Genomic DNA, 21,188 nt, shown 5'->3' on the forward strand with positions numbered 1-21,188 from the left:
CCCGTTATGTCACATCAAACTTCATGGCATCGTTATTTTGCATCAGATGTTTTTGGGGGCCAATACCGCACCCCACCCATCTTTTACGCCGCGACCAGCTGGAAGACATAGACAAAATAGGCGATCACGAAAACCACACCGGCACTGCGCGACAGTTTGCGGAACGCAAAAGTCACCAGCAAAAGCGCAACCGTCACCGCCAGCATGATCCAAAGGTCAGACGCCAGGATTTGAGCCGGAACCGGTATCGGCGTGATCAGCGAAACGCCGCCAATGATCACCAGAAGGTTCAACAGGTTTGAGCCAAACACATTGCCAAGCGCAACATCGGAATGTCCGCGGAATGCGGCAACCATGGAGGCGGCAAGTTCGGGCAAGGATGTGCCAAAAGCCACAAGGGTTAGGCCAATTACCGCCTCGGAGACACCAAACTCACGGGCGACCGTCACACCACCATCGACCAGCCATTCCGCGCCAAACATCAAGGCGACAATCCCGATCACGGTTGCAATGATCGGCTTGAACCAGCCTGAGGGCACCTCGCCGACTTCATCGACCTCTTCTTCGTGCAGGTTACTGGCGTGGCTAGGCATGTTTTTGTCGTGCTTATAGGTGAAGTACCAGATCGCGACCAACACACACAGCATCACCGCCCCGGCCCAGCGTTCAATCACGCCAAACATGCACAGCCCGATAAACAAGAGCGTGCCCAGCAACATCGCCCCACCATCGCGCACAACCGTTACACGGCCTGCTGCAATAGGTTTAAGCAAGGCCACGGCCCCCAGGATCAGCAATATATTGGCGATATTTGATCCAACCACATTCCCCATCGCGATATCGGCAGTACCTTTGAGCGATGCGTTCAGCGATACAACAAATTCCGGCGCGGACGTGCCCGCCGCCACGATGGTCAAGCCGACAATAACCTTGGACACCCCCATCAAAAGGGCAAGGCCAACAGCCCCCCGAACGATGAATTCGCCACCCGCGGTCAAAAGGACAAGACCGGCGATAATCTGAATATAAGGGATCAACTGTTCCAAGATGTGTTTGCTCGTATTGATTATATCGTTAATTCAGGCCCAACCGGTAATTCAGGCCCATCCAATTCAGGCCCATCTGGGCCCGCGGAACATGGCATTCCGCAAGATGAATGGCAAGTCATCAGGACATGACAATTGTCACAACAATCACGTCCCCATGCATCAAAGCCATCAATGTCACGCATTCTGCTGTTGTGCGGGGGCTGCCGCCTGTCGATCAGATTTCCATGAGACGGGCGGGGTTATTTTCGTTATTCTAGTATTCTTGGTAATTTCAAATATTTAACCGCGTGTTGGGCCAATCAAACCATGCATCACGGCGTTCTGTTCGAGTTATTCCTGATCCTGACGGCGGCGGTGATCGCCGTGCCGCTTGCCCATAGGTTGCGGGCAAATTCCATCATCGGATTTCTGATTGGCGGTTTTTGCATCGGCCCGTTCGGGTTCGGACTGATCAATGAGCGTCAGGACATTGCGACGGTTGCCGAACTTGGCGTTGTGTTTTTGTTGTTCATGATCGGGCTTGAGCTGTCGCGCGAACGTCTGCGCGTGATTGGCGGGCGGTTTGCCGTGCTTGGCCTGTTCCAAATTGGCGTCTCGATGGCGGTGCTGTTTGCCGGGTTGGCCGTCCTTGGCTTTAGCGTGCCCAGTGCCGTGGTGATTGCCGGCGCGTTGGCCTTATCATCGACCGCGATCATTTTAAAACAGCTTTCCGACGATAGGCAGCTCCATACAAAGTTTGGGAGGGCCGCCCTTGCCATTTTGCTGATACAGGATGTGGCGGTTGGTCCGTTCCTGATCATGGTGCAGGCCGCAGGGGATGCTGGAACCGAAACCAGCCCATGGGTCAGCATTCTGACCGGGATTGGGGCGGTTTGTGTTTTATTGCTGGTCGGGCGCTATTTGTTGCCGCGCCTGTTTCGCTATATCGCGCTTCTTAAGAACCCGGAACTGTTTGCCATTGGCACATTGTTTGTTGTTCTGGCCGCCAGCACGCTGACCGAAGTTGCCGGACTTTCGATGGCACTTGGCGCCTTTATCGCCGGTGTGATGCTGGCTGAGACCGAATTTCGCCATCAGATTGAGGCCGACATCACCCCGTTTCGCGGTGTTTTCCTGTCGCTGTTTTTCATGTCGGTGGGCATGTCGGTCAATGCCGATATTGTGTTTACCCAGTTTGGCACCATTGTCATTTGGCTGATTGCGCTGATTGGCACGAAAACGGGCCTTCTGTTTGTTCTGGCATTGATGGCCCGCTTTGAAAAAGGGTCGGCGTTGCGTGTTGGCATGAGTTTGGCCGCCGGCGGCGAGTTTGCCTTTGTCATGCTGGCACTGGCCGCACAAAATGGCGCGATTGCGCCAGATCTTGTCGCGGTGATGATCCCGGTGGTTGCCCTTTCGATGGCGTTGACCCCGACATTGATGACCATCGGGCAACGCATTGAAGAAAAGCTCCATCCCAAAGAAGACGACCAGCTTGGCCCGATTGAAGCCGAAACCGAGGGGCTCCAGCAGCATGTTCTGGTCATCGGGTGCGGACGTGTTGGTCGGGTTTTGGCGAGATTGTTAAAAACCCGCAACATTCCCTATGTGGTTCTTGATAGCGATGCACTACAGGTTTCACGCGGGCGGGCCGAAGGATTACCGGTGTATTTTGCCGATGGGTCACGACCGGAAACATTCCGGGCTGCGCACACAGACGAAGCAAAAATTGCGGTCGTTGCATTGGGAAACCCGCATGCGACCGAAAAAGCCGTTGCCCTGCTCCGTCATTACTATCCGCATTTGAAAATCTTTGCCCGCGCACAGGACATTACCCATATCGGGCCGCTGTCGCGCAGTGGGGCGGATGCGGCCATTCCCGAGGTGCTTGAAACCGGGTTGCGGCTTTCAGATCATGTGTTGGCGGCCTGCGATGTGCCGCAAGAAGAAATTGATGCCGAAATCGCCAAGTTCCGACGTGCTGACATGTTGCTGATGAATGAGCTGGCCCCGCGTACGCAGCGCCGCAAGGCCGAAGCGGCAGGCTCGGCTAAGCCTGCGTCTGGCTCTGGCCCCAAAACACCAAAAGCCAAAAAAGACGGCAAATAAACCAAAACCCCCACGCAAAACGCGATGGGGGTTTCTATCTTCAGGTCGCCAAAACAGGTTTGGGTGAACTACGCAGCGGTTTCTGAGTCCAGTGCATAGCCCGCCGCACGCACGGTGCGGATGATGTCGCGGGTCCCTTTGACGTCATTAAGCGCCTTACGCAGACGGCGGATATGGACATCAACTGTGCGGGTTTCGACATAAATGTTCGGGCCCCAGACCGCGTTAAGCAGTTGTTCGCGTGAGAAAACCCGGCCCGGATGCTCAAGGAAATAGCGCAGCAGACGGAATTCCGTCGGACCCAGATGGATGGCCTTGCCATTGCGGCTGACACGGTGGGCGGCGAGATCCATTTCGATATCGGAATAGATCAACTGCCCTTGTGGTTGCGCCGGACCGGACCGGCGCAACAGCGCACGAATACGGGCCAGCAATTCGCCAATGGCAAACGGCTTGGTGACATAATCATCGGCCCCGGTATCAAGGCCGCGAATGCGATCGCCTTCTTCACCGCGCGCGGTCACCATGATCACCGGCACATCGCGGCTTTCAGGTTTACGGCGGATCTGACGGCAGACCTCAATCCCCGACATGACCGGCAACATCCAGTCCAAAAGAACCAGATCAACATGGGTTTCGGCCATGATTTTCAACGCTTCGTCACCGTCCCCGGCTTCGACAACCTGCATCCCCTCGCGTTCGAGGTTGTAGCGCAACATGGTCACGATTGCGGCTTCGTCCTCGACGATTAGAACCGTTGGGTCCATCTTCCTATGCTCCAGTGTCACTCATTCGGTTCGACAACAGCAAAGTTTGCTGCATCGTTTTTTGGCCGACCATCTGTCGGCAGGTCTTCGCCTTTGATCCGATAGTAAATCGTCTCGGCGATATTGGTCGCATGGTCGCCAATCCGTTCAATGTTTTTGGCAATGAACAGCATGTGCGTCGATGCGGTAATGTTACGCGGGTCTTCCATCATGTAGGTCAGCAATTCGCGGAACAGCGAATTGTACATGTCATCGACTTCCTGATCGCGGGCCCAGACACGCTGTGCCTTTTCCGCATCGCCTTCGATATAGGCGTCAAGAACGTCCTTGATGATTTCCTGTGCCAGACGCGCCATGTTCGGGATGACCTGAACCGGGCGGATCGGCGGGATCTGATTAAGGACCTGGGCGCGCTTGGCGATGTTTTTCGCAAGATCGCCAATTCGTTCCAGATCGTTTGACAGCTTCAGGGTTGTCACCACCTGACGCAGATCGTCTGCCATCGGCTGACGCAGGGCCAGCAGACGGACAGCAAAATCCTGAACTTCCTGTTCAAGCATATCAATACGATGATCGGAAATAATGACCTTTTCAGCCAGTTCCGAATCGCGTTTGACAATGGAGCGGATTGCAGAGATCAGCTGGCTTTCCGCAAGCCCGCCCATCTGCGAGATGATGTTGTTCAGACGGGTCAGTTCCTCGTCGAACGAACTCACGATATGTGTTTTGTCGTCAGCCATTTAAATCGCTCTCCTGCGGGCGCTTAACCGAAGCGGCCGGTGATGTAACCCTTGGTGCGTTCGTCTTTTGGGTTGGTGAAAATCTGATCGGTTTCCCCAACTTCAACCAACTTTCCAAGATGGAAGAAAGCCGTGCGTTGCGACACACGTGCAGCCTGCTGCATGGAGTGGGTCACAATCACGATCGTGTAGTTCGAACGCAATTCATCAATCAATTCTTCGACCTTGGCAGTCGCAATCGGATCAAGTGCCGAGCACGGCTCATCCATCAGGATGACTTCCGGGCTGACGGCAACCGCGCGTGCAATGCACAGGCGCTGTTGCTGACCACCGGAAAGTCCGGTTGCCGGCGACTGAAGACGATCTTTGACTTCCTTAAGCAAGCCCGCACGTTCGAGCGAGGTCATGACGATTTGATCAAGCTCATCGCGCGAATTGACCAACCCATGGATCCGCGGGCCATAGGCCACATTGTCATAGATGGTTTTCGGGAACGGGTTTGGTTTCTGAAACACCATCCCGATGCGCGCGCGCAGCTGAACAACGTCGATGCGTTTGTCATAGATGTCGCGGCCATCAAGGGTGACTTCGCCTTTGATGGTAACACCGTCAATCGTATCGTTCATGCGGTTCATGCAGCGCAGGAACGTTGATTTACCACAGCCCGACGGGCCGATCAGAGCGGTGACCTGACGTTCGACGATATCAAGATTGACATCAAACAGCGCCTGATTGTCGCCATAGGAAAGATTAAGGTCACGTGCCGTCATTTTTGGGCTTGCGACGGACGGCTGTGCCGTCATTGCGCTTTGAGATACAACAGCCATTTTACCACTTCCGTTCAAATTTCTTGCGCAGATACACGGCAAATCCGTTCATCAGAACCAGGAAAGCCAGCAACACCATAATCGCCGCCGAGGTTTTCTCGACAAAGGCACGTTCCGGGCTATCGGCCCAGAGATAGATTTGCACCGGCAGAACCGTGGCCGGGTCCAGCGCCCCGCCCGGGATATCGACAATAAAAGCAACCATGCCGATCATCAAAAGCGGTGCGGTTTCACCAAGAGCCTGCGCCATGCCAATGATCGTCCCGGTCAGGATGCCCGGCATTGCCAATGGCAACACATGATGGGTGACAGTCTGAACCGGGGAAGCACCAAGGCCAAGGGCGGCCTGACGGATAGACGGCGGCACCGCCTTGATCGCGGCACGCGAGGCAATAATAATCGTCGGCAATGTCATCAGCGCCAGCGTCAAGCCACCGACAACCGGGGCGGAACGCGGCAGATGCATGACATTGAGGTAAACCTCAAGACCGAGCAAACCAAACACAATCGACGGCACGGCAGCGAGGTTGTTGATATTGACCTCGACAATCGTGGTGAAGCGATTTTTCGGTGCGAATTCTTCCAAATAAACCGCCGCAAACACCCCGATCGGGAAGGAAAGGGCCAAGGTCACCATCAGGGTATAGAGCGAGCCAACAGCCGCCCCCCAGATGCCTGCCAGTTCCGGTTCACGGGAATCGCCATTGGTAAAGAAACGGCTGTGGAACTGTTTTTCCACCGCACCGTCCGATTTCAAGCTGTCGTACCAGGCGATTTCCTCGTCATTGAGACGACGGCTGCCTTCGTCAACATCGGCACTGATGTAGCCTTTGTTGAGCATGTCAAAATCATCGCCGGAAATCAGCCAGACCTTACGGGTTTGACCGATCAGACCGGGGTTTTCCATCACACGTTCGCGCAGGTCATAAGATGCCCCGCCCGAAACAATTGCGTATAGATCACGTTTTGCCTGACGCGATGTGACGTCGGGGAACCGGTCACGCAGGGCCTGTTTGATCAGGCCGTCAAAGTTGGCCTTGCCGATCACCGCAGGATCACCGGTGCCGTCAGGATCAATCTCGGCGGCGTCAAAGGTCACTTCAAGCTGGACATAGGTCTGGAAAAAGGCGGTGTAGCCTTTGGACCCAATCGACCCGGCCAGAACAAACAATGCCAGAAGCGCAAGCGCGATTGCGCTCAGGCCATAAATTTTAAAGCGGCGTTCTGCGGCGTAACGTTTTTTGATGTTACGGGCAATTTTCGGGCTGTCCCAGTCAACCGGCTTGTGCAGATTGTCCGAGATTACCTTGGCCGCGGCTCTATCTTCCATAAGAGATGCCATATCAGTCATATTTCTCGCGATACTTCTGAACAACCTTAAGGGCAAATACGTTCAAGCCCAAGGTGACAAGGAAAAGAACCAGCCCCAACGCAAAGGCCGACAGGGTTTTTGCACTGTCAAACTCCTGATCGCCGACCAACAGTGTGACGATCTGAACCGTTACCGTGGTTACCGCCTGTAGCGGGTTGACCGTCATGTTCGCGGCAAGCCCTGCGGCCATCACCACAATCATGGTTTCACCAATCGCACGCGACACCGCCAGAAGAACCGCACCAACAATACCGGGCAAGGCTGCGGGGAAAATCACGTGACGGATGGTTTCCGATTTTGTCGCACCAAGCCCATATGACCCATCGCGAAGCGATTGTGGCACCTGCGACATCACGTCATCAGACAGCGAGGAGACGAACGGAATGATCATGACGCCCATCACAAGACCGGCAGCAAGCGCACTTTCCGAACTGACATCCAGACCAAGGATCGCGCCATTGTCGCGCAGGAACGGGGCAACGGTCAGGGCAGCAAAGAAGCCATAGACAACCGTCGGAACGCCTGCGAGAATTTCAAGGGCTGGTTTGGCCACCGCACGGAATTTCGAGGAAGCATATTCACCCATGTAAATGGCCGAAAACAGACCAACCGGTACTGCCACCGCCATCGCAATCAGGGTAATCAGCAACGTCCCGACAAACAGCGGGATGGCGCCAAAGGCCCCGTCCGATGCAACCTGATCCGCACGGATCGCGGTTTGCGGGCTCCATTCAAGGCCGAACAGAAACTCAAGCGGGCTGACTTTGCTAAAGAAATGTATCGCTTCGAACATAAGCGAAAAGACAATTCCCACCGTTGAGAGGATCGCAATCGCCGAACAGGTGATCATGATCCAGCGTGAAATACGCTCAACGTTGTTGCGTGCACGCATGTCGGGATCAATCTTGCGATAGGACAACGCAATCCCGGTCGTGGCAACCGCAAGCATCACAACAACCAGTGCCGCATTGGCAATGGTTTGCAAATTTGCCAGACGCCGCCCGGCGTCAATGATTTCGGGCGAGACGGACAAATGTTGTCCGTTGCCCTCTGCAATCAGTGAAATGCTGTTAAGGGCAAGCGAGAGCTGCCCGGTGTTGCTCGTGATTTCGGCTGGTAGATCCGAGACAATCATCGCTTCGATGATCGATCCCTGAAAAACATACCAGACAACCACCAGCAACAATGCAGGAAGACCACACCACAAAGCGACATACATGCCGTAATGGGCGGGCAAGGAATGAAGGTTACTGTACCGACCGCCCGAAAGGGCAATCGCCCGCTGACGCCCGAAATAAAAGGACAGCGCACAAAGTGCGGCAACCGCGAGCAACAGGAAAGACAGGGACATTACTTTAAATCCGTTTGCCAGGTGGGCCTGCAGAAATCACATCGAAAGGCCAATAGGACAAAAACAATAAATTAATCAAGCCTGGAAACAAAGAAACCGATGGCGACCCATGCCGCCACCGGTTGAAGTATCACGTTACATGCTCAGCGGCGAAAGATTCATCGCAGCGTTACGAACTGTTTCACGCTCTTTTGCATCCATCGGGATCAGACCACGATCAGCAAGGTAACCTTCGTCACCCCAAGCTTTGTCCGCGGTGAACTCAGCCAGGTATTCTTCAATACCCGGGATGGTGCCGACGTGTGCGTTCTTTACGTAGAAGTAAAGCGAACGCGAAACCGGGTAATCACCAGCAGAGATTGCTTCGAAGGTCGGTGATACGCCATTGATCATCGAACCCTGAAGTTTGTCGCCATTCTGGTCGAGGAAGGAGAAACCAAAGATGCCAAGTGCGTCTTTGTTGGCTTCAAGCTTCTGAACGATCAGGTTGTCGTTTTCGCCAGCTTCAACGTAGGCACCGTCTTCACGAACGCCAGCGCAAACAGCTTTGTGCTGATCAGAGTTGCTCTCTTTAAGAGCAGCAATGGCTGGGAATTCGTCGCAAGCTTCTTCAAGTACCAGCTCGGTGAAAGCATCACGGGTACCGGAGGTCGGCGGCGGGCCGAGAACTTCGATTTTAACGTCCGGCAGGCTCGGATCGATTTCCGACCAAGTGGTGTAGAAGTTATCTACAAGCGACTTGCCGTCTTTGGACGGAACGATTTTAGCAAGAGCAAGGAAGATCTGCTCTTTGGTCAGGTCAAGTTCAGGTGCTTCGTTGGAGTTCGACAGAACAATACCGTCATAGCCAACTTTAACTTCGGTGATTTCCGAAATGCCGTTAGCAGCACATTTTTCAACTTCGGACTTCTTGATGCGACGCGAAGCATTGGTGATGTCGGGATGCTGTTCGCCAACACCGGCACAGAACAGCTTCAAACCACCGCCAGAACCGGTTGATTCAATAACCGGAGTCTTGAAAGAGGTGGTTTTACCGAATTCTTCAGCAACTGCGGTTGCGAAAGGAAACACGGTGGACGAACCAACGATACGAATCTGGTCACGTGCCTGGGCAGCGCCAGCAAAGGCAACGCTCATCAGCGCCGCAACAGCAAGAGTCTTCTTCATGGTATATTCCCCAATGGTTGTTCCACTTCGGAACGGTGCAACGATCTGCGAGCCGGACTCTACCGCTGGGTGCTTACGGTATTGTGTCGCTTTTATTAAGCTTATGTGACAACGCATTTTGGATGCAAAAATACTGAATTTTATACAATTAAATCAATTGATTAGATTGATCTCGATTTGGGTTTTTGCCGCGTTGATTCCACGTTTTCACGCCCCAAACGAGCCAAACACGAATTTTCGTTACAAAAACTGTAACAGAGCAATCGCAGCCCGATGGTTTTCCATCCCCTGTCGCGGCAACGCGGGCGTTAATTCCGAGCTATGACTTTACATATTGCGCATTCCACGCAAGTCTTAGTTAGAAGGTAACAAGATCGTAGTGCATCGAATGTGCGCGTGACAAACACAGGAGAAGAAACATGAGCAGTGCTTCACTCGACGAAATTCAGGAACTGATCCAGAAGCTGTCGGGGGAACTCGGCGACATGTCCGAAGCCGCGTCGCGCCATATCGATGAATTGCATATGGCGGTAAATAACGTCGCATCGCACGTTCTGGCAATTGAAGCGATTCTCGCCCTTGTCGTGCAAAAGGTCGATATTGATGATGCTGCCGCGTTGCAGTGGATTCGTGACAAGACCGCCGCATTCGCCGAGGATAGCTCCGAAGGGTCGGCTGCCGAAGGCATCGCGCAAAGCCTGCTGGGTAAAGAATCCTGACAAAACTGCGCTTTTAAGTCGATCAGGCCAATGCATTACGGCGACGCCCCCTAAAAAGAAAGTCGGCTCCCTGTTAAGGGTGAGCCGACTTCTTTATGTGTACAGCAGGAAAGACCGAAGCTAGTTGGCACCTTGAAGCGAAGGTGCTTTTAACTTCGACGGCCTTGGGCCACCAGCGGCCCAGTCAAGCAACTGGACGGTATGAACGACTTTCAGATCATCTGTTTCGATCTGGATCATGCAGCCAATATTGCCCGTCGCGACAAGGTCCGGGTTGGTATTGCGAATGTTCCCGCGTTTGCGTTCCTGCAACTGACCGGCAATTTCAGGCTGTAGCAGGTTATAAACCCCGGCCGATCCACAGCACAGATGCCCTTCGGCAATCTCAGCCACGTCAAATCCGGCCATTTTCAAAAGGTCGCGCGGCGGGCGGGTGATTTTCTGGCCATGTTGCATCGAACAGGCGGAATGATAGGCCACGCGCGGATTGCCATGATCAGCCTTGGCAAAGACATCTGCATCAACATCAAGCTCGGCAAGATATTCGGTGATATCGCGCGCAAGGGATGAGATTGTTTTGGCCTTTTGGGCATATGCCGGGTCATTCGCAAGCATATGGCCATAATCCTTGACTGTCGTGCCACAGCCAGATGCCGTGATGACCACCGCATCAAGTCCGTCACCGGCCAGCTCGGCAGTCCAGGCATCAATATTGCCCTTGGCCTGATGATGGGATTTTTCTTCCTTACCCATGTGATGGACAAGTGAGCCGCAACAGCCCGCACCCTTGGCAACCACGACCTCAATCCCAAGGCGGGTGAGGAGACGCACCGTCGCCTCGTTGATTTCGGTTTCAAGAACCTGTTGCGCACAGCCCGTCAGGATTGCCACCCGGCCTTTGCGTTTGCCAATTGCCGGGATGATTTGCGGCTTATCGACCCAGCTGGGGGTCGGAAGGGAACGTGCGCCCATCTTGACCATGCCCTTAAGACGGCCGGGCATCAGTTTGGCAAACGGGGCGGCAAATTTTGCGCCGATCATCGACAGGCGAAACAGGGTCGGGCTGGGCACGACAATCGCCAACATTTTACGCAGAAGCTTATCACCCAAGGGCCGGTCATAGGTTTCTTCGATGTGGGCACGGGCATTATCGATCAAGTGCATATAATCGACACCCGACGGACAGGTCGTCGTGCACGACAGGCACGACAAACAGCGATCAAGGTGCTTTACTACCCGGTCGGTCGCCGGTTGATCGTTTTCGAGCATATCCTTGATCAGATAGATCCGCCCACGCGGACTATCGAGTTCATCGCCAAGGGTCACAAAGGTCGGACAGGTCGCCGTACAGAACCCGCAATGCACACATTTGCGCAGGATCTGCTCACTTTCGGCGATCATCGGGTTTTCAAGCTGGGCGGCGGTGAAATTGGTTTGCATTATGCACCCTCCCCGTTTGCGCTCGGCGGGGAAAGTCGCCCCGGATTAAGGATACCTTCCGGGTCAAAGTTCTGTCTGAGCTTTGCATTGATCCGGGCCAAGGCCGCATTTTCCGGATGGAAAACGGCGATACCTTCGCGAATTTCGGCCGGGGCACGCACAAGAACCGCCTGCCCGTCAGAAGCCCCGGCAATATCGCGCACCTGCTGTGCCATCGCATCTGATCCTGTGATCTGCAGCCAGATCAGGCCACCGGCCCAATCCATCATGACCCGGCCCCCGGTGACATCCATCAAACGTTCGGCGACCGCACCGCCCGATGCAGGTGGCACCGAAACCCGCCATAACAGGCTGACGTCGCCAACGGGGACAAAGGGCTTCACATCTGCCACACAGTGCCAAAGATGCTGGCTGTAACTTTCGGCCAACGGGCGAGTTTCGCCGTATTGCGCCAGCAGTTTACACAGCGCTTCTGACCGCCATGAGACCGAGGGTGCGGGCCCTTCTATGCGTACGACAACCAGACCACTTCCCATTTCCTGCGCCACATCGAGTGATTTCACATCATCTGATGAAATCCATGCGGCAGCCGATACTTCGTTTTCGCTACCCAGTGCGGCCGTCATGACCTTGCCTGCAATTTTGGGATCATCACAGGCAACAAGGATGCTGGCCGATTGTTCATCGCACGGCATGACTTTCAAGTTCACCGTATGCATGACGCCCAATGTGCCAAACGATCCCGACATCAGTTTTGATAAATCAAAGCCGGTGACATTTTTCATCACCCGGCCCCCGGATTTAAAATCCTCGGCCCGGCCCGAAACGGCTTCGAACCCCAACAAATGGTCACGGGCGGCCCCGACCTTAATCCGGCGTGGTCCAGCCATATTGGTTGCCACAAGGCCACCAATGGTTCCGGCGTCGGGCACAACATCATCGCCCAATAGGGCTGGGAAATTTCCGGGCTCAAAGTGAAATTGCTGATTTTTCTCGGCCAAGGCGGCCTTTATTTCGGCCAACGGCGTGCCTACACGGGCAGAAATCACCAGTTCTTCCGGCTCATAAAACAGAATGCCTGACAGTTTGGAGCAATCGAGAACCGTGTCGGCCAAAACAGCATGGCCAAAGGCGCGTTTGCTGCCTGATCCGATGATTTCAAGCGGGGTCTTGGACCCAAGCGCCCAGCCAACCGCGTCACGCAGTTGATCAGGCGTGGTGGGGGAAAGTACATCCACCATAATTATCTCTCTTCCTCTCCTGAGCTGTGCCAATCGGATTTGCGGGAACCGGTTGGCCAGCCTTTGTTTTGTCGTTGGTCTTGTTTTGTCGTGTCTAAAAGCGCGGGATGGTCGGGAATTTGTCGGCAACCGCCTTGGCATGCAGGGTTTTAAGTTCTCCGCAGCCATGCAAGGTCGGGAAGACCTTGCCGGGGTTGAGCAACTGGTCCTCATCGAACGCCATTTTGATGCGTTCCTGATGCTTCATGTCGTCGCTGGTGAACATTTCGCCCATCAGGTCGCGCTTTTCGACGCCGATGCCATGTTCACCGGATAAAACGCCGCCGACCTCGACACAGAGTTTCAGGATGTCACCGCCAAAGGCCTCTGCGCGTTCAAGATCGCCCGGTTTGTTGGCATCAAACATGATCAGGGGGTGCAAATTGCCGTCGCCTGCATGAAACACGTTTGCCACGCCAAGCCCGTGACGCTGCGAGAGAACCTGCATGCCGGCCAAAACCTCGGCCAGACGGACACGCGGGATGGTGCCATCCATGCACATATAGTCCGGAGAAATGCGACCAATCGCCGGAAAGGCATTTTTGCGCCCCGACCAGAACAGAAGACGTTCTTCTTCGCTTTCGGAAATGCGCGAATACACCGCACTGAAATCCTTGGCAATCTTGCCAACCCGTTCGATCAGATAATCGACCTCAACCTGTGGGCCATCAAGTTCGACCAGAAGCAGGGCTTCGACATCGAGGGGATATCCGGCATGGACAAAATCCTCGGTCGCCTTGATCGCCGGGGCATCCATCATTTCAAGTCCACCGGGAATGATCCCGGCCGCAATAATCGCAGCAACGCATTTTCCGCCTTCTTCAGACGAATTAAAGCCCAGAAGCAAGGCGCGCGCCGTTTCAGGTTTGCGCAAAATACGGACCGTCACCTCGGTCACAATGCCAAGCAACCCTTCGGATCCGGTGATAATGCCCAAAAGGTCGTAGCCGGTCTGGTCAAGCCCCTTACCGCCGACACGCAGGATTTCACCTTCGATCGTGACCATTTCAACGCCAAGTACGTTATTGGTCGTAAGCCCGTATTTAAGCGAATGCACCCCGCCGGAATTTTCGGCAATGTTGCCGCCAATCGAACAGGCGATCTGGCTGGACGGATCAGGCGCGTAATAGAACCCCTTGTGTTCGACCGCGCGCGTGATGCCAAGGTTGGTGACACCGGGCTGCACAACAGCCGCCCGGTTGTCCCAATCAATGTTGAGCACGCGGTTGAATTTCATCATACTAATCGTAATCGCATCGGCCATCGGCAAGGCCCCGCCCGAAAGGCCGGTGCCCGCACCGCGCGGCACAACGCGGATTTTATGGGTATGACAATATTTCAGAATGGCTGCGACCTGCCCGGTGTTTTCGGGCAGGACCACAATCATCGGCAATTGCCGATAGGCCATCAAACCATCGCATTCATAGGGCCTGAGCTGATCCTCATCGACAATCACACCACCGGGCGAGGGAATAATATCCCTCATGGCGGCAATAATATCCTTGCGACGTGCAAGCGTGTGTTGATCAGGCTCAGGCATCCTAAGCATCGGTGGTTTACTCCGTTAGTTCGATCAGCAAGTCCTTGCTGTCGACCTGTGTACCGGCAGGCGCGTGGATGGTTGCCACCGTGCCGTCCTTTTCCGCATGAACTGCGGTTTCCATTTTCATGGCTTCGAGCGAGCACATCACATCACCAGCCTTGACCTTCTGGCCTTCGGCGACATGCACCTCGACCACCAGCCCCGGCATTGGGGCTGCTATGTGAAGTTTGTTGCCGTCTTCGGCCTTGGGTCGAACCTTGCCCGTGGCGGCAAGGGTTTTGTCGGCGACCTTGACCGTTCGGGGTTGACCGTTGAGTTCGAAGAACACCGTGCGCTGACCTTCGTCGTCACCGCCCTCGGACGTTGTCAGATAGCGAATGACAAGCGTCTTGCCCTTTTCCAGATCAACCGAGATTTCATCGTTCTGGTTCATCCCGTAGAAAAAGACCGGGGTTGGCAGCACCGACACATCGGCGTTGTGGCTGCGGTGTTCGGCGTAATCAAGGAACACCTTGGGATACATCACATAGGATGCAACCTCCGCATCGCTGATGTTGCGATGGGTTTTCTTTTCGATCTCCTTGCGGGTTGCTTCGAAATCAATCGGTGGCAATGACTTGCCCGGACGATCCGAAAGGGCTTCGCCGCCTTTGAGAACCTTACGCTGCAAGGCTGGCGGGAAGCCGCCGACCGGCTGACCGATTTCACCACGGAAGAAGGAAATCACGCTATCGGGGAAGGTAATGTCCTTTTTCGGATCAAGAACGTCTTCCTCGCTTAAGCCCGATGTCACCATCATCAGCGCCATATCACCCACAACCTTGGAGCTTGGCGTGACCTTGACGACATCGCCAAACATCTTGTTGACCGCCGCATAGGCCTTGGAAACTTCGGGCCAGCGATCATCAAGGCCCAGGGCACGTGCCTGTTGGCGCAAATTGGTGTATTGGCCACCCGGCATTTCATGGACGTAAACGTCCGACGTGCCGCTTCGAATGTCACTTTCAAATCCGGCGTAGTAGCGACGGATTTGTTCCCAATAGGTCGAAACTTCCTTAAGGGCCTCGGTATTGAGGCCCGGATCGCGGGGCTGACCGATATAGTTGTTGGCGATGGAGCCAAGGTTTGGCTGGGATGTCAGACCAGACATCGAATCCATGGCGGCATCAACCGCATCGACCCCGGCATCAATGGCGGCAATCACCGTGGCGGCTGAAATGCCGCTGGTGTCATGGGTGTGGAAATGGATCGGGATATTGACCGTGTCTTTAAGCGCCTTGACCAGTTCGGTCGCCGCGGCCGGACGCAGCACACCGGCCATGTCCTTAAGCCCCAGAATATGGGCACCGGATTTTTCCAGCTCGCGCGCCATACTGACATAGTAATCAAGGTTATATTTCGGGCGGCTTTTGTCGTAGATGTCACCCGTATAACAAATGGTCGCTTCGCAGAGTTTATCGGTTTTAAGCACCGATTCCATCGCGACCTTCATGTTTTCAACCCAGTTCAGGCTATCAAACACCCGGAAGACATCCATGCCGTGTTCAGCGGCCTGCTTAACGAAGTAATCCACCGCATTATCGGGATAGTTCGTATAGCCCACCGCGTTTGAGGCGCGCAAAAGCATTTGTGTGAGGATATTGGGAACCCGTTCACGCAGCTTGACCAGACGGTCCCATGGGTCTTCGTTGAGGAACCGCATGGCGACATCAAACGTCGCCCCACCCCAGCATTCGAGCGAAAATAGTTCAGGCAGGCCATGCGCATAATAGGGTGCGATTGCCAGCATGTCGTATGTGCGCATGCGGGTCGCCAACAGTGACTGATGGGCATCGCGCATGGTGGTATCGGTGATCAGAACGCGGTCCTGATCCTTCATCCAGCGGGAGAAACCTTCTGGTCCCAATTGATCAAGTTTTTGCTTCGTACCGGGACGAATTTCATCCAGATCAATTGATTTTGGCATCACCGGATCATGCAGATTGGTCGGGACAACCCGGCCTTCGACCTCTGGATTGCCATTGACCGCGACTTCGCCGATGAAGCGCAGAAGACGCGTTGCACGGTCGCGACGACGCACGAATTTAAACAGGTCGGGCGTTTCATCAATGAAGCGCGTGGTATATTCACCAGCCCGGAATTTCGGGTGATTGATCAGGTTTTCAAGGAACGCCAGGTTTGTGGCAACACCGCGAATACGGAATTCACGCAATGCGCGGTCCATACGGTCCACAGCTTCGCGCGGGGTACTGCCCCATGCGGTGACCTTTTCAAGCATGCTGTCATAAAACGGCGTAATCACCGCACCGGAATAGGCCGTGCCGCCATCCAGACGAATGCCAAAGCCGTTAGCACCGCGATACACCTTGATGATCCCGTAATCGGGGACAAAGTTGTTTTCGGGGTTTTCGGTGGTGATACGGCACTGAAGCGCATGATCGCGTAGCTTGATTTTGTCCTGCCACGGAATGCCGGTTTCTGATGGGAAGCCGATCCGACCGCCTTGCGCAATCAGGATTTGCGCCTTAACCAGATCAAAGCCGGTGACACATTCGGTCACGGTGTGTTCGACCTGAATGCGGGGATTGACCTCGATAAAATAGAATTTGGATGTATCTACATCCATCAGGAATTCGACCGTCCCGGCATTCACATAGTTGGCGGCCTTGCCCAAGCGGATGGCGGCATCGCAGATTTCCTTGCGCTGCGCGTCATCGAGATAGGGGGCCGGCGCGCGTTCGACCACTTTTTGATTGCGGCGCTGAACCGAACAATCACGTTCATACAGATGAACAAGTGTGCCGTGGTTATCGCCCAGAAGCTGTACCTCAACATGGCGGGCGCGGCGGATCAGTTTTTCAAAATACACTTCGCCATTGCCAAAGGCGGCCTCGGCTTCGCGGCGTGCACCGAGCACCTGATTGGACAGATCCTTGCCATTTTCAATGACGCGCATACCGCGTCCACCGCCACCCCAGCTTGCCTTGAGCATCAGCGGGTAGCCGAGCTTCTCGGCAATTTTGGTGACTTCGGCCATGTCTTCGGGCAAGGCCGCGGATGCAGGCATGACCGGCACATCGGCGGATTCGGCCAGATTACGCGCCGATACCTTGTTGCCCAGAAGGCGCATCACATCAGAATCAGGGCCGATAAACTGAATTCCGGCCTCGGCACAGGCATCGGCGAATTCGGGGTTTTCCGATAGGAAACCATAGCCCGGATGGATGGCATCAACATCGGCATCGCGCGCAACGCGCAGGATATCCTCGATATCGAGATAGGCGCGAATGGGCTTGTTGCCCTTGCCAACGGTATAGCTTTCATCCGCCTTGAAACGGTGAAGGGCAAAACGGTCTTCGTCGGAAAAAATCGCAACCGTACGAATACCAAGTTCATTTGCAGCGCGCAAAACACGAATGGCGATTTCGCCGCGATTGGCGACGAGAAGTTTACGGATACGTTTTGGTGCTGAACGGTTCATGTACACCGGGCTCCTACCAGATTTTTATGGCAGGAACGGCCTGTGCGCGCCTGCCAAAACCAAGTGAACGCCACGATATGGTCCCGGAATGCGTTGCGGTGCGGGATGCCTGCAACGCCATACCTAATGTGGCGGATCAGGATGCGTGCACCGATAAAACGCGTGCAGTGCATCCAAAGTTTTTGGCGCCCGGTGGGCAGGCGACGTTTATGATATATGCGCATTGCCCACCCCCTGTCAAAGCTTGATCCGTGAAATTGGTAATACCAATTTTGATAAATACAGGCCAGCAGGTTTTCACCATGTGGAAAATGCGCTGTAGTCCGCGCATATCCTCATAGTTGAGAACCCGTGATCTTGCAGGGACTTTTGTGACAAATATGCTATTGTCCGGCCTTCGAAACCTTCCTCGCTGCCAAAACGGTCACGCCCATGCCGAAGCTTAATCTTCGACTAAAGTTTCTTTTGCTGTCCATTCTGCCGCTTGTCCTGGCCGCCAGTGCGATTTCATGGCTGGTGTTTGCCCAGGCCGAACGGCTGGCCGAAGCCGAAATCAGAACGTTTGAGCGCAACATCCTCAAAGCCCGCAAGGATGAGCTCAAAAGCTATCTGGAACTGGCCATGGCATCGATTGACCATATCTATTCGGTGGCAAGCCCGCTTGATGCGGTGTCCAAGGAACGGGTCAAGGCGATCATTGAAGATCTGTCTTATGGCGAGGACGGCTATTTCTTTATTTATGACCGCGATGGTACCGCCCTTGTTGATCCGCCGCAACCCTGGCGGCTGGGCCGGACGTACTGGAATTTGCGCGATATCAACGGCAATTCGGTTATTCAGGGATTGATTTTCAATGCCGAAAAAGGTGGCGACTTCATGCGCCACGTTTGGGAAAAACCATCGACAGGCGAACCGACGGAAAAGATATCCTATTCGCTGATGCTTGAAAAATGGGGCTGGATGATCGGCACGGGGATTTATATCGACGATATTTCCGAACAGGTCGCCGAAATTGAATCCGAGGTTTCCACCCACATTCGCGAAACCACCATTTCCATCATTGGCGTTACTATTCTTGCGGTGTTGCTGGTCGGCATCTCGGGCACGGTTGTCACCCTTTCGGAACGCAAACTGGCCGATTCCAAGCTTAAGGAACTGACCCACCGGGTGGTGGATGTGCAGGAACAGGAGCGTTTGCGCGTTTCGCGTGAGTTGCATGACGGGATCAGCCAAATTCTGGTGTCGGTGAAATATTCGGTCGAAACCGCAATTGCGCGCATTGGGTCCCAATCAAGCCCGGCGGTCGAACCGATGGAAAAGGCGGCCAAACGCCTTCAGGATGCCATTCACGAAGTGCGGCGCATCTCACGTGATTTGCGCCCGGCTGTTTTGGATGACCTTGGCCTTAAACCCGCTATTGAAAGCATGTGTGCCGAACTTCAAGACCGGTCGGGCATGCGGATTGAAGTCAAATGCGACACCATCGACAACCAACTCGACATCGCCAAGAAAACCACGCTGTACCGTGTTTTGCAGGAAACGCTGACCAACATTGTTCGCCACGCCGATGCAACGGTTGTGACAATTTCGATCAAGCGTGAAGGCCAAAGCGTTGTGATGCGGATTGGCGATAACGGGGTCGGGTTTGAAACCAACCGCTATATCCGCAACCGCGACCCGCGGGCTGGCATTGGTTTGCGCAACATGCGCGAACGCATGGAATTTCATGGCGGCGGGCTCAGCGTGCGTTCTGAAGTCGATGACGGCACAAGGATCACGGCATTTATTCCGGCAAGTGCACATAATGAGCTACCCGACAAGACAATCAGCAGTTAATCTAACAATTACTTCGCCAGAACACCTCAGCGACAGGAAGTAAGTTTCGACCTATGAACAATGCCAACCTTACCTATTCAGCCGAGCGCCCCATGCGCGTTCTTTTGTGCGATGACCACGCGCTTGTGATGGATGGCATCCGGTCGCGACTGGAATGCTTTGAGCATATCAACATCGTTGGCGAAGCAAGCAACGGTGTCGAGGCGCTAGCACTGGCACGTGAGCTGCAACCCGACATCGTTTTGATGGATATTTCGATGCCTGTGATGAACGGTCTGGAGGCCGCGGAAAAGTTCCGCGAAACCATGCCTGATACGAAGGTCGTCATTCTATCGATGCATGAAAATCCGGAATATCTGCGCACAGCACAGGAAGCCGGAGCACGGGGCTTTATCCTTAAAGACGTGTCGTCAAACGACATGGTGCGTGCGATTGAAACCATCGCCAATGGCGGGGAAGCCTATAGTTCAACCTTTGAACGGATCACGTCGGGCGAGGGCAGCAACAGCGATGGTCTGCCGTTAACAACCCGCGAACGTACGGTGTTGCGGCTTCTGGCGAAGGGTGCGAGCAACAAGCATGTCGCGCGCGAACTTGATATCAGCGTGCGCACAGTTGAAACCCACCGCCGGAACATCAAACGCAAACTTGATATCGACAGTTCCGCCGGGTTGGTCCGCTATGCGATTGAAAAAGGTCTGGTCACGCTCGAAGGCTAAACTTTGACTTACCCTTGCAACTGCCAAGTATTGCCTAGCGCGCAGCGCGGGGCAGAACCGTCTGGAATGCCGAGTTTGGCCCGCATGCCATTGCCAGCTTGTCATATTGTTCGGGGGTATCGATGCGTTTGTGATCTTCGCGGCGACTGCGATCAATGTCGTTAAGGCGCCGTTTGAATTCACGGCCATATTCCGACAGCAACCTTTTGATCGACCGTGCAACATTTTCCCCCGACATCGGCGGCATTGCGGCAACCGTACGGGTGATATCACCCACCATATCGTCAAGAGACGCCTGAATATCGGCTTCCATCCCCTGATTGATTTTAACGTGTTCGCCTTCGTGGGCGTAAACGACATTATATTCGCAGCTTCCGCGTTCAAGTTCGGACGCGACATAGACAAGATGTTTGACGACCTCGACCCGCGGATTAACCGTTACCGGGGTTAAGCAATAGCGCCCAAAGCGGGCTTCGCGGGGTTCAAGACGCATGTTAAACGACGCGCGCATTTCATATTCGGTCAGTCCGGTCACAAGATACCGCGGACTGCCGCCTGCCCGACTGTTAAGCCAACGGACCGAACGATGCCGGTCCAGCATCGGGTCCATCTGAATAAACTCAAGAGTCGTTGACGGCGTCTGCACCGGCCCACAGCCATTGGTTTGGGCAGCCGTGCTTTTGGAAAGTGCCAAAAGTGCAAACACCACACTTGCCACGACCATTACGGCAAGCACGTTCAGTCGGTTATGTTGCCCAAAAGCCGGCAAATGGCTTCTCCCACTTCACTTATTTTAGGGGAAGGCCCCA

At 54.5% G+C, this 21,188-nt stretch carries 16 protein-coding genes; 4 read left to right on the top strand and 12 right to left on the bottom strand.

The window, feature by feature from the left end; translation table 11 throughout:
- Positions 1 to 83: 83 nt before the first annotated feature.
- Positions 84 to 1,046 carry a calcium/sodium antiporter gene (locus AMM48_RS06405; RefSeq protein ID WP_102783380.1) on the bottom strand — a complete coding sequence of 321 codons (963 nt, stop codon included), beginning with the start codon at positions 1,044 to 1,046 and terminating at the stop codon, positions 84 to 86.
- Between the two features lie 309 nt (positions 1,047 to 1,355).
- On the opposite strand from AMM48_RS06405, the gene AMM48_RS06410 reads away from it, so the two are divergent.
- Entirely contained in the window at positions 1,356 to 3,137 is a 1,782-nt protein-coding gene (locus AMM48_RS06410) for a cation:proton antiporter (RefSeq protein WP_102783381.1), read from the top strand.
- Between the two features lie 68 nt (positions 3,138 to 3,205).
- On the opposite strand, the gene phoB is transcribed toward AMM48_RS06410, so the two are convergent.
- The 6 genes from phoB to AMM48_RS06440 form a co-directional block, all read right to left on the bottom strand.
- Positions 3,206 to 3,904, bottom strand: a complete 699-nt coding sequence (phoB, locus tag AMM48_RS06415; protein ID WP_022730938.1) for a phosphate regulon transcriptional regulator PhoB — start codon at positions 3,902 to 3,904, stop codon at positions 3,206 to 3,208.
- A 17-nt stretch (positions 3,905 to 3,921) separates the two neighbouring features.
- On the bottom strand, positions 3,922 to 4,644 hold the full coding sequence (gene phoU / locus AMM48_RS06420; RefSeq protein ID WP_102783382.1) for a phosphate signaling complex protein PhoU: 723 nt from the start codon (positions 4,642 to 4,644) through the stop codon (positions 3,922 to 3,924).
- 23 nt (positions 4,645 to 4,667) lie between these two features.
- Positions 4,668 to 5,471: a phosphate ABC transporter ATP-binding protein PstB gene (gene pstB, locus AMM48_RS06425; RefSeq protein WP_028791331.1), complete on the bottom strand. Its 804-nt coding sequence runs from the start codon at positions 5,469 to 5,471 to the stop codon at positions 4,668 to 4,670.
- Position 5,472: 1 nt separating this feature from the next.
- Positions 5,473 to 6,822 (bottom strand): phosphate ABC transporter permease PstA, encoded by a 1,350-nt coding sequence (pstA, locus tag AMM48_RS06430; protein ID WP_102783383.1) that lies wholly within the window; start codon positions 6,820 to 6,822, stop codon positions 5,473 to 5,475.
- Entirely contained in the window at positions 6,815 to 8,194 is a 1,380-nt protein-coding gene (gene pstC / locus AMM48_RS06435) for a phosphate ABC transporter permease subunit PstC (RefSeq protein ID WP_022730934.1), read from the bottom strand. Before pstC ends, pstA begins: the two co-directional genes overlap by 8 nt.
- Before the next feature lie 135 nt (positions 8,195 to 8,329).
- Positions 8,330 to 9,361, bottom strand: a complete 1,032-nt coding sequence (locus tag AMM48_RS06440; protein ID WP_022730933.1) for a PstS family phosphate ABC transporter substrate-binding protein — start codon at positions 9,359 to 9,361, stop codon at positions 8,330 to 8,332.
- A gap of 419 nt (positions 9,362 to 9,780) precedes the next feature.
- On the opposite strand from AMM48_RS06440, the gene AMM48_RS06445 reads away from it, so the two are divergent.
- Positions 9,781 to 10,080: a hypothetical protein gene (locus AMM48_RS06445; RefSeq protein WP_102783384.1), complete on the top strand. Its 300-nt coding sequence runs from the start codon at positions 9,781 to 9,783 to the stop codon at positions 10,078 to 10,080.
- Between the two features lie 120 nt (positions 10,081 to 10,200).
- On the opposite strand, the gene glcF is transcribed toward AMM48_RS06445, so the two are convergent.
- The 4 genes from glcF to pyc form a co-directional block, all read right to left on the bottom strand.
- The gene (glcF, locus tag AMM48_RS06450) at positions 10,201 to 11,520 is read right to left on the bottom strand and encodes a glycolate oxidase subunit GlcF (RefSeq protein WP_102783385.1); all 1,320 of its coding nucleotides are present in this window, start codon (positions 11,518 to 11,520) and stop codon (positions 10,201 to 10,203) included.
- Positions 11,520 to 12,761: a glycolate oxidase subunit GlcE gene (gene glcE, locus AMM48_RS06455; RefSeq protein WP_102783386.1), complete on the bottom strand. Its 1,242-nt coding sequence runs from the start codon at positions 12,759 to 12,761 to the stop codon at positions 11,520 to 11,522. Before glcE ends, glcF begins: the two co-directional genes overlap by 1 nt.
- A 94-nt stretch (positions 12,762 to 12,855) precedes the next feature.
- Entirely contained in the window at positions 12,856 to 14,340 is a 1,485-nt protein-coding gene (locus tag AMM48_RS06460; protein WP_102783387.1) for an FAD-linked oxidase C-terminal domain-containing protein, read from the bottom strand.
- Positions 14,341 to 14,356: 16 nt separating this feature from the next.
- Positions 14,357 to 17,824, bottom strand: a complete 3,468-nt coding sequence (gene pyc, locus AMM48_RS06465; RefSeq protein ID WP_102783388.1) for a pyruvate carboxylase — start codon at positions 17,822 to 17,824, stop codon at positions 14,357 to 14,359.
- A 432-nt stretch (positions 17,825 to 18,256) separates the two neighbouring features.
- Here pyc and AMM48_RS06475 point away from each other — a divergent pair, with 432 nt between their 5' ends.
- Complete coding sequence (locus AMM48_RS06475) at positions 18,257 to 19,660, top strand: cache domain-containing protein (protein ID WP_102783390.1); 1,404 nt, start codon at positions 18,257 to 18,259, stop codon at positions 19,658 to 19,660.
- A 53-nt stretch (positions 19,661 to 19,713) separates the two neighbouring features.
- A complete protein-coding gene (locus AMM48_RS06480; protein ID WP_102783391.1) occupies positions 19,714 to 20,379 on the top strand; it encodes a response regulator transcription factor in 666 nt (221 codons plus the stop codon).
- A 34-nt stretch (positions 20,380 to 20,413) separates the two neighbouring features.
- On the opposite strand, the gene AMM48_RS06485 is transcribed toward AMM48_RS06480, so the two are convergent.
- Positions 20,414 to 21,148, bottom strand: coding sequence for a hypothetical protein (locus AMM48_RS06485; protein WP_181951552.1), 735 nt, complete (start codon positions 21,146 to 21,148; stop codon positions 20,414 to 20,416).
- Positions 21,149 to 21,188 lie beyond the last annotated feature (40 nt).

The organism is Thalassospira sp. GB04J01 (genome assembly GCF_000751115.1).
GTDB classification, from domain to species: Bacteria; Pseudomonadota; Alphaproteobacteria; order Rhodospirillales; family Thalassospiraceae; genus Thalassospira; species Thalassospira lucentensis.

What these genes read in the sequence shown, in the direction of transcription:
- pstC (WP_022730934.1), bottom strand. Translation starts at nt 8,194, where the DNA reads ATGTCCCTGTCTTTCCTGTTGCTCGCGGTTGCCGCACTTTGTGCGCTG.
- AMM48_RS06460 (WP_102783387.1), bottom strand. Translation starts at nt 14,340, where the DNA reads ATGCCTGAGCCTGATCAACACACGCTTGCACGTCGCAAGGATATTATT.
- AMM48_RS06410 (WP_102783381.1), top strand. Translation starts at nt 1,356, where the DNA reads ATGCATCACGGCGTTCTGTTCGAGTTATTCCTGATCCTGACGGCGGCG.
- pyc (WP_102783388.1), bottom strand. Translation starts at nt 17,824, where the DNA reads ATGAACCGTTCAGCACCAAAACGTATCCGTAAACTTCTCGTCGCCAAT.
- phoU (WP_102783382.1), bottom strand. Translation starts at nt 4,644, where the DNA reads ATGGCTGACGACAAAACACATATCGTGAGTTCGTTCGACGAGGAACTG.
- pstA (WP_102783383.1), bottom strand. Translation starts at nt 6,822, where the DNA reads ATGACTGATATGGCATCTCTTATGGAAGATAGAGCCGCGGCCAAGGTA.
- glcF (WP_102783385.1), bottom strand. Translation starts at nt 11,520, where the DNA reads ATGCAAACCAATTTCACCGCCGCCCAGCTTGAAAACCCGATGATCGCC.
- AMM48_RS06480 (WP_102783391.1), top strand. Translation starts at nt 19,714, where the DNA reads ATGAACAATGCCAACCTTACCTATTCAGCCGAGCGCCCCATGCGCGTT.
- AMM48_RS06475 (WP_102783390.1), top strand. Translation starts at nt 18,257, where the DNA reads ATGCCGAAGCTTAATCTTCGACTAAAGTTTCTTTTGCTGTCCATTCTG.
- AMM48_RS06445 (WP_102783384.1), top strand. Translation starts at nt 9,781, where the DNA reads ATGAGCAGTGCTTCACTCGACGAAATTCAGGAACTGATCCAGAAGCTG.
- phoB (WP_022730938.1), bottom strand. Translation starts at nt 3,904, where the DNA reads ATGGACCCAACGGTTCTAATCGTCGAGGACGAAGCCGCAATCGTGACC.
- AMM48_RS06440 (WP_022730933.1), bottom strand. Translation starts at nt 9,361, where the DNA reads ATGAAGAAGACTCTTGCTGTTGCGGCGCTGATGAGCGTTGCCTTTGCT.
- glcE (WP_102783386.1), bottom strand. Translation starts at nt 12,761, where the DNA reads ATGGTGGATGTACTTTCCCCCACCACGCCTGATCAACTGCGTGACGCG.
- pstB (WP_028791331.1), bottom strand. Translation starts at nt 5,471, where the DNA reads ATGGCTGTTGTATCTCAAAGCGCAATGACGGCACAGCCGTCCGTCGCA.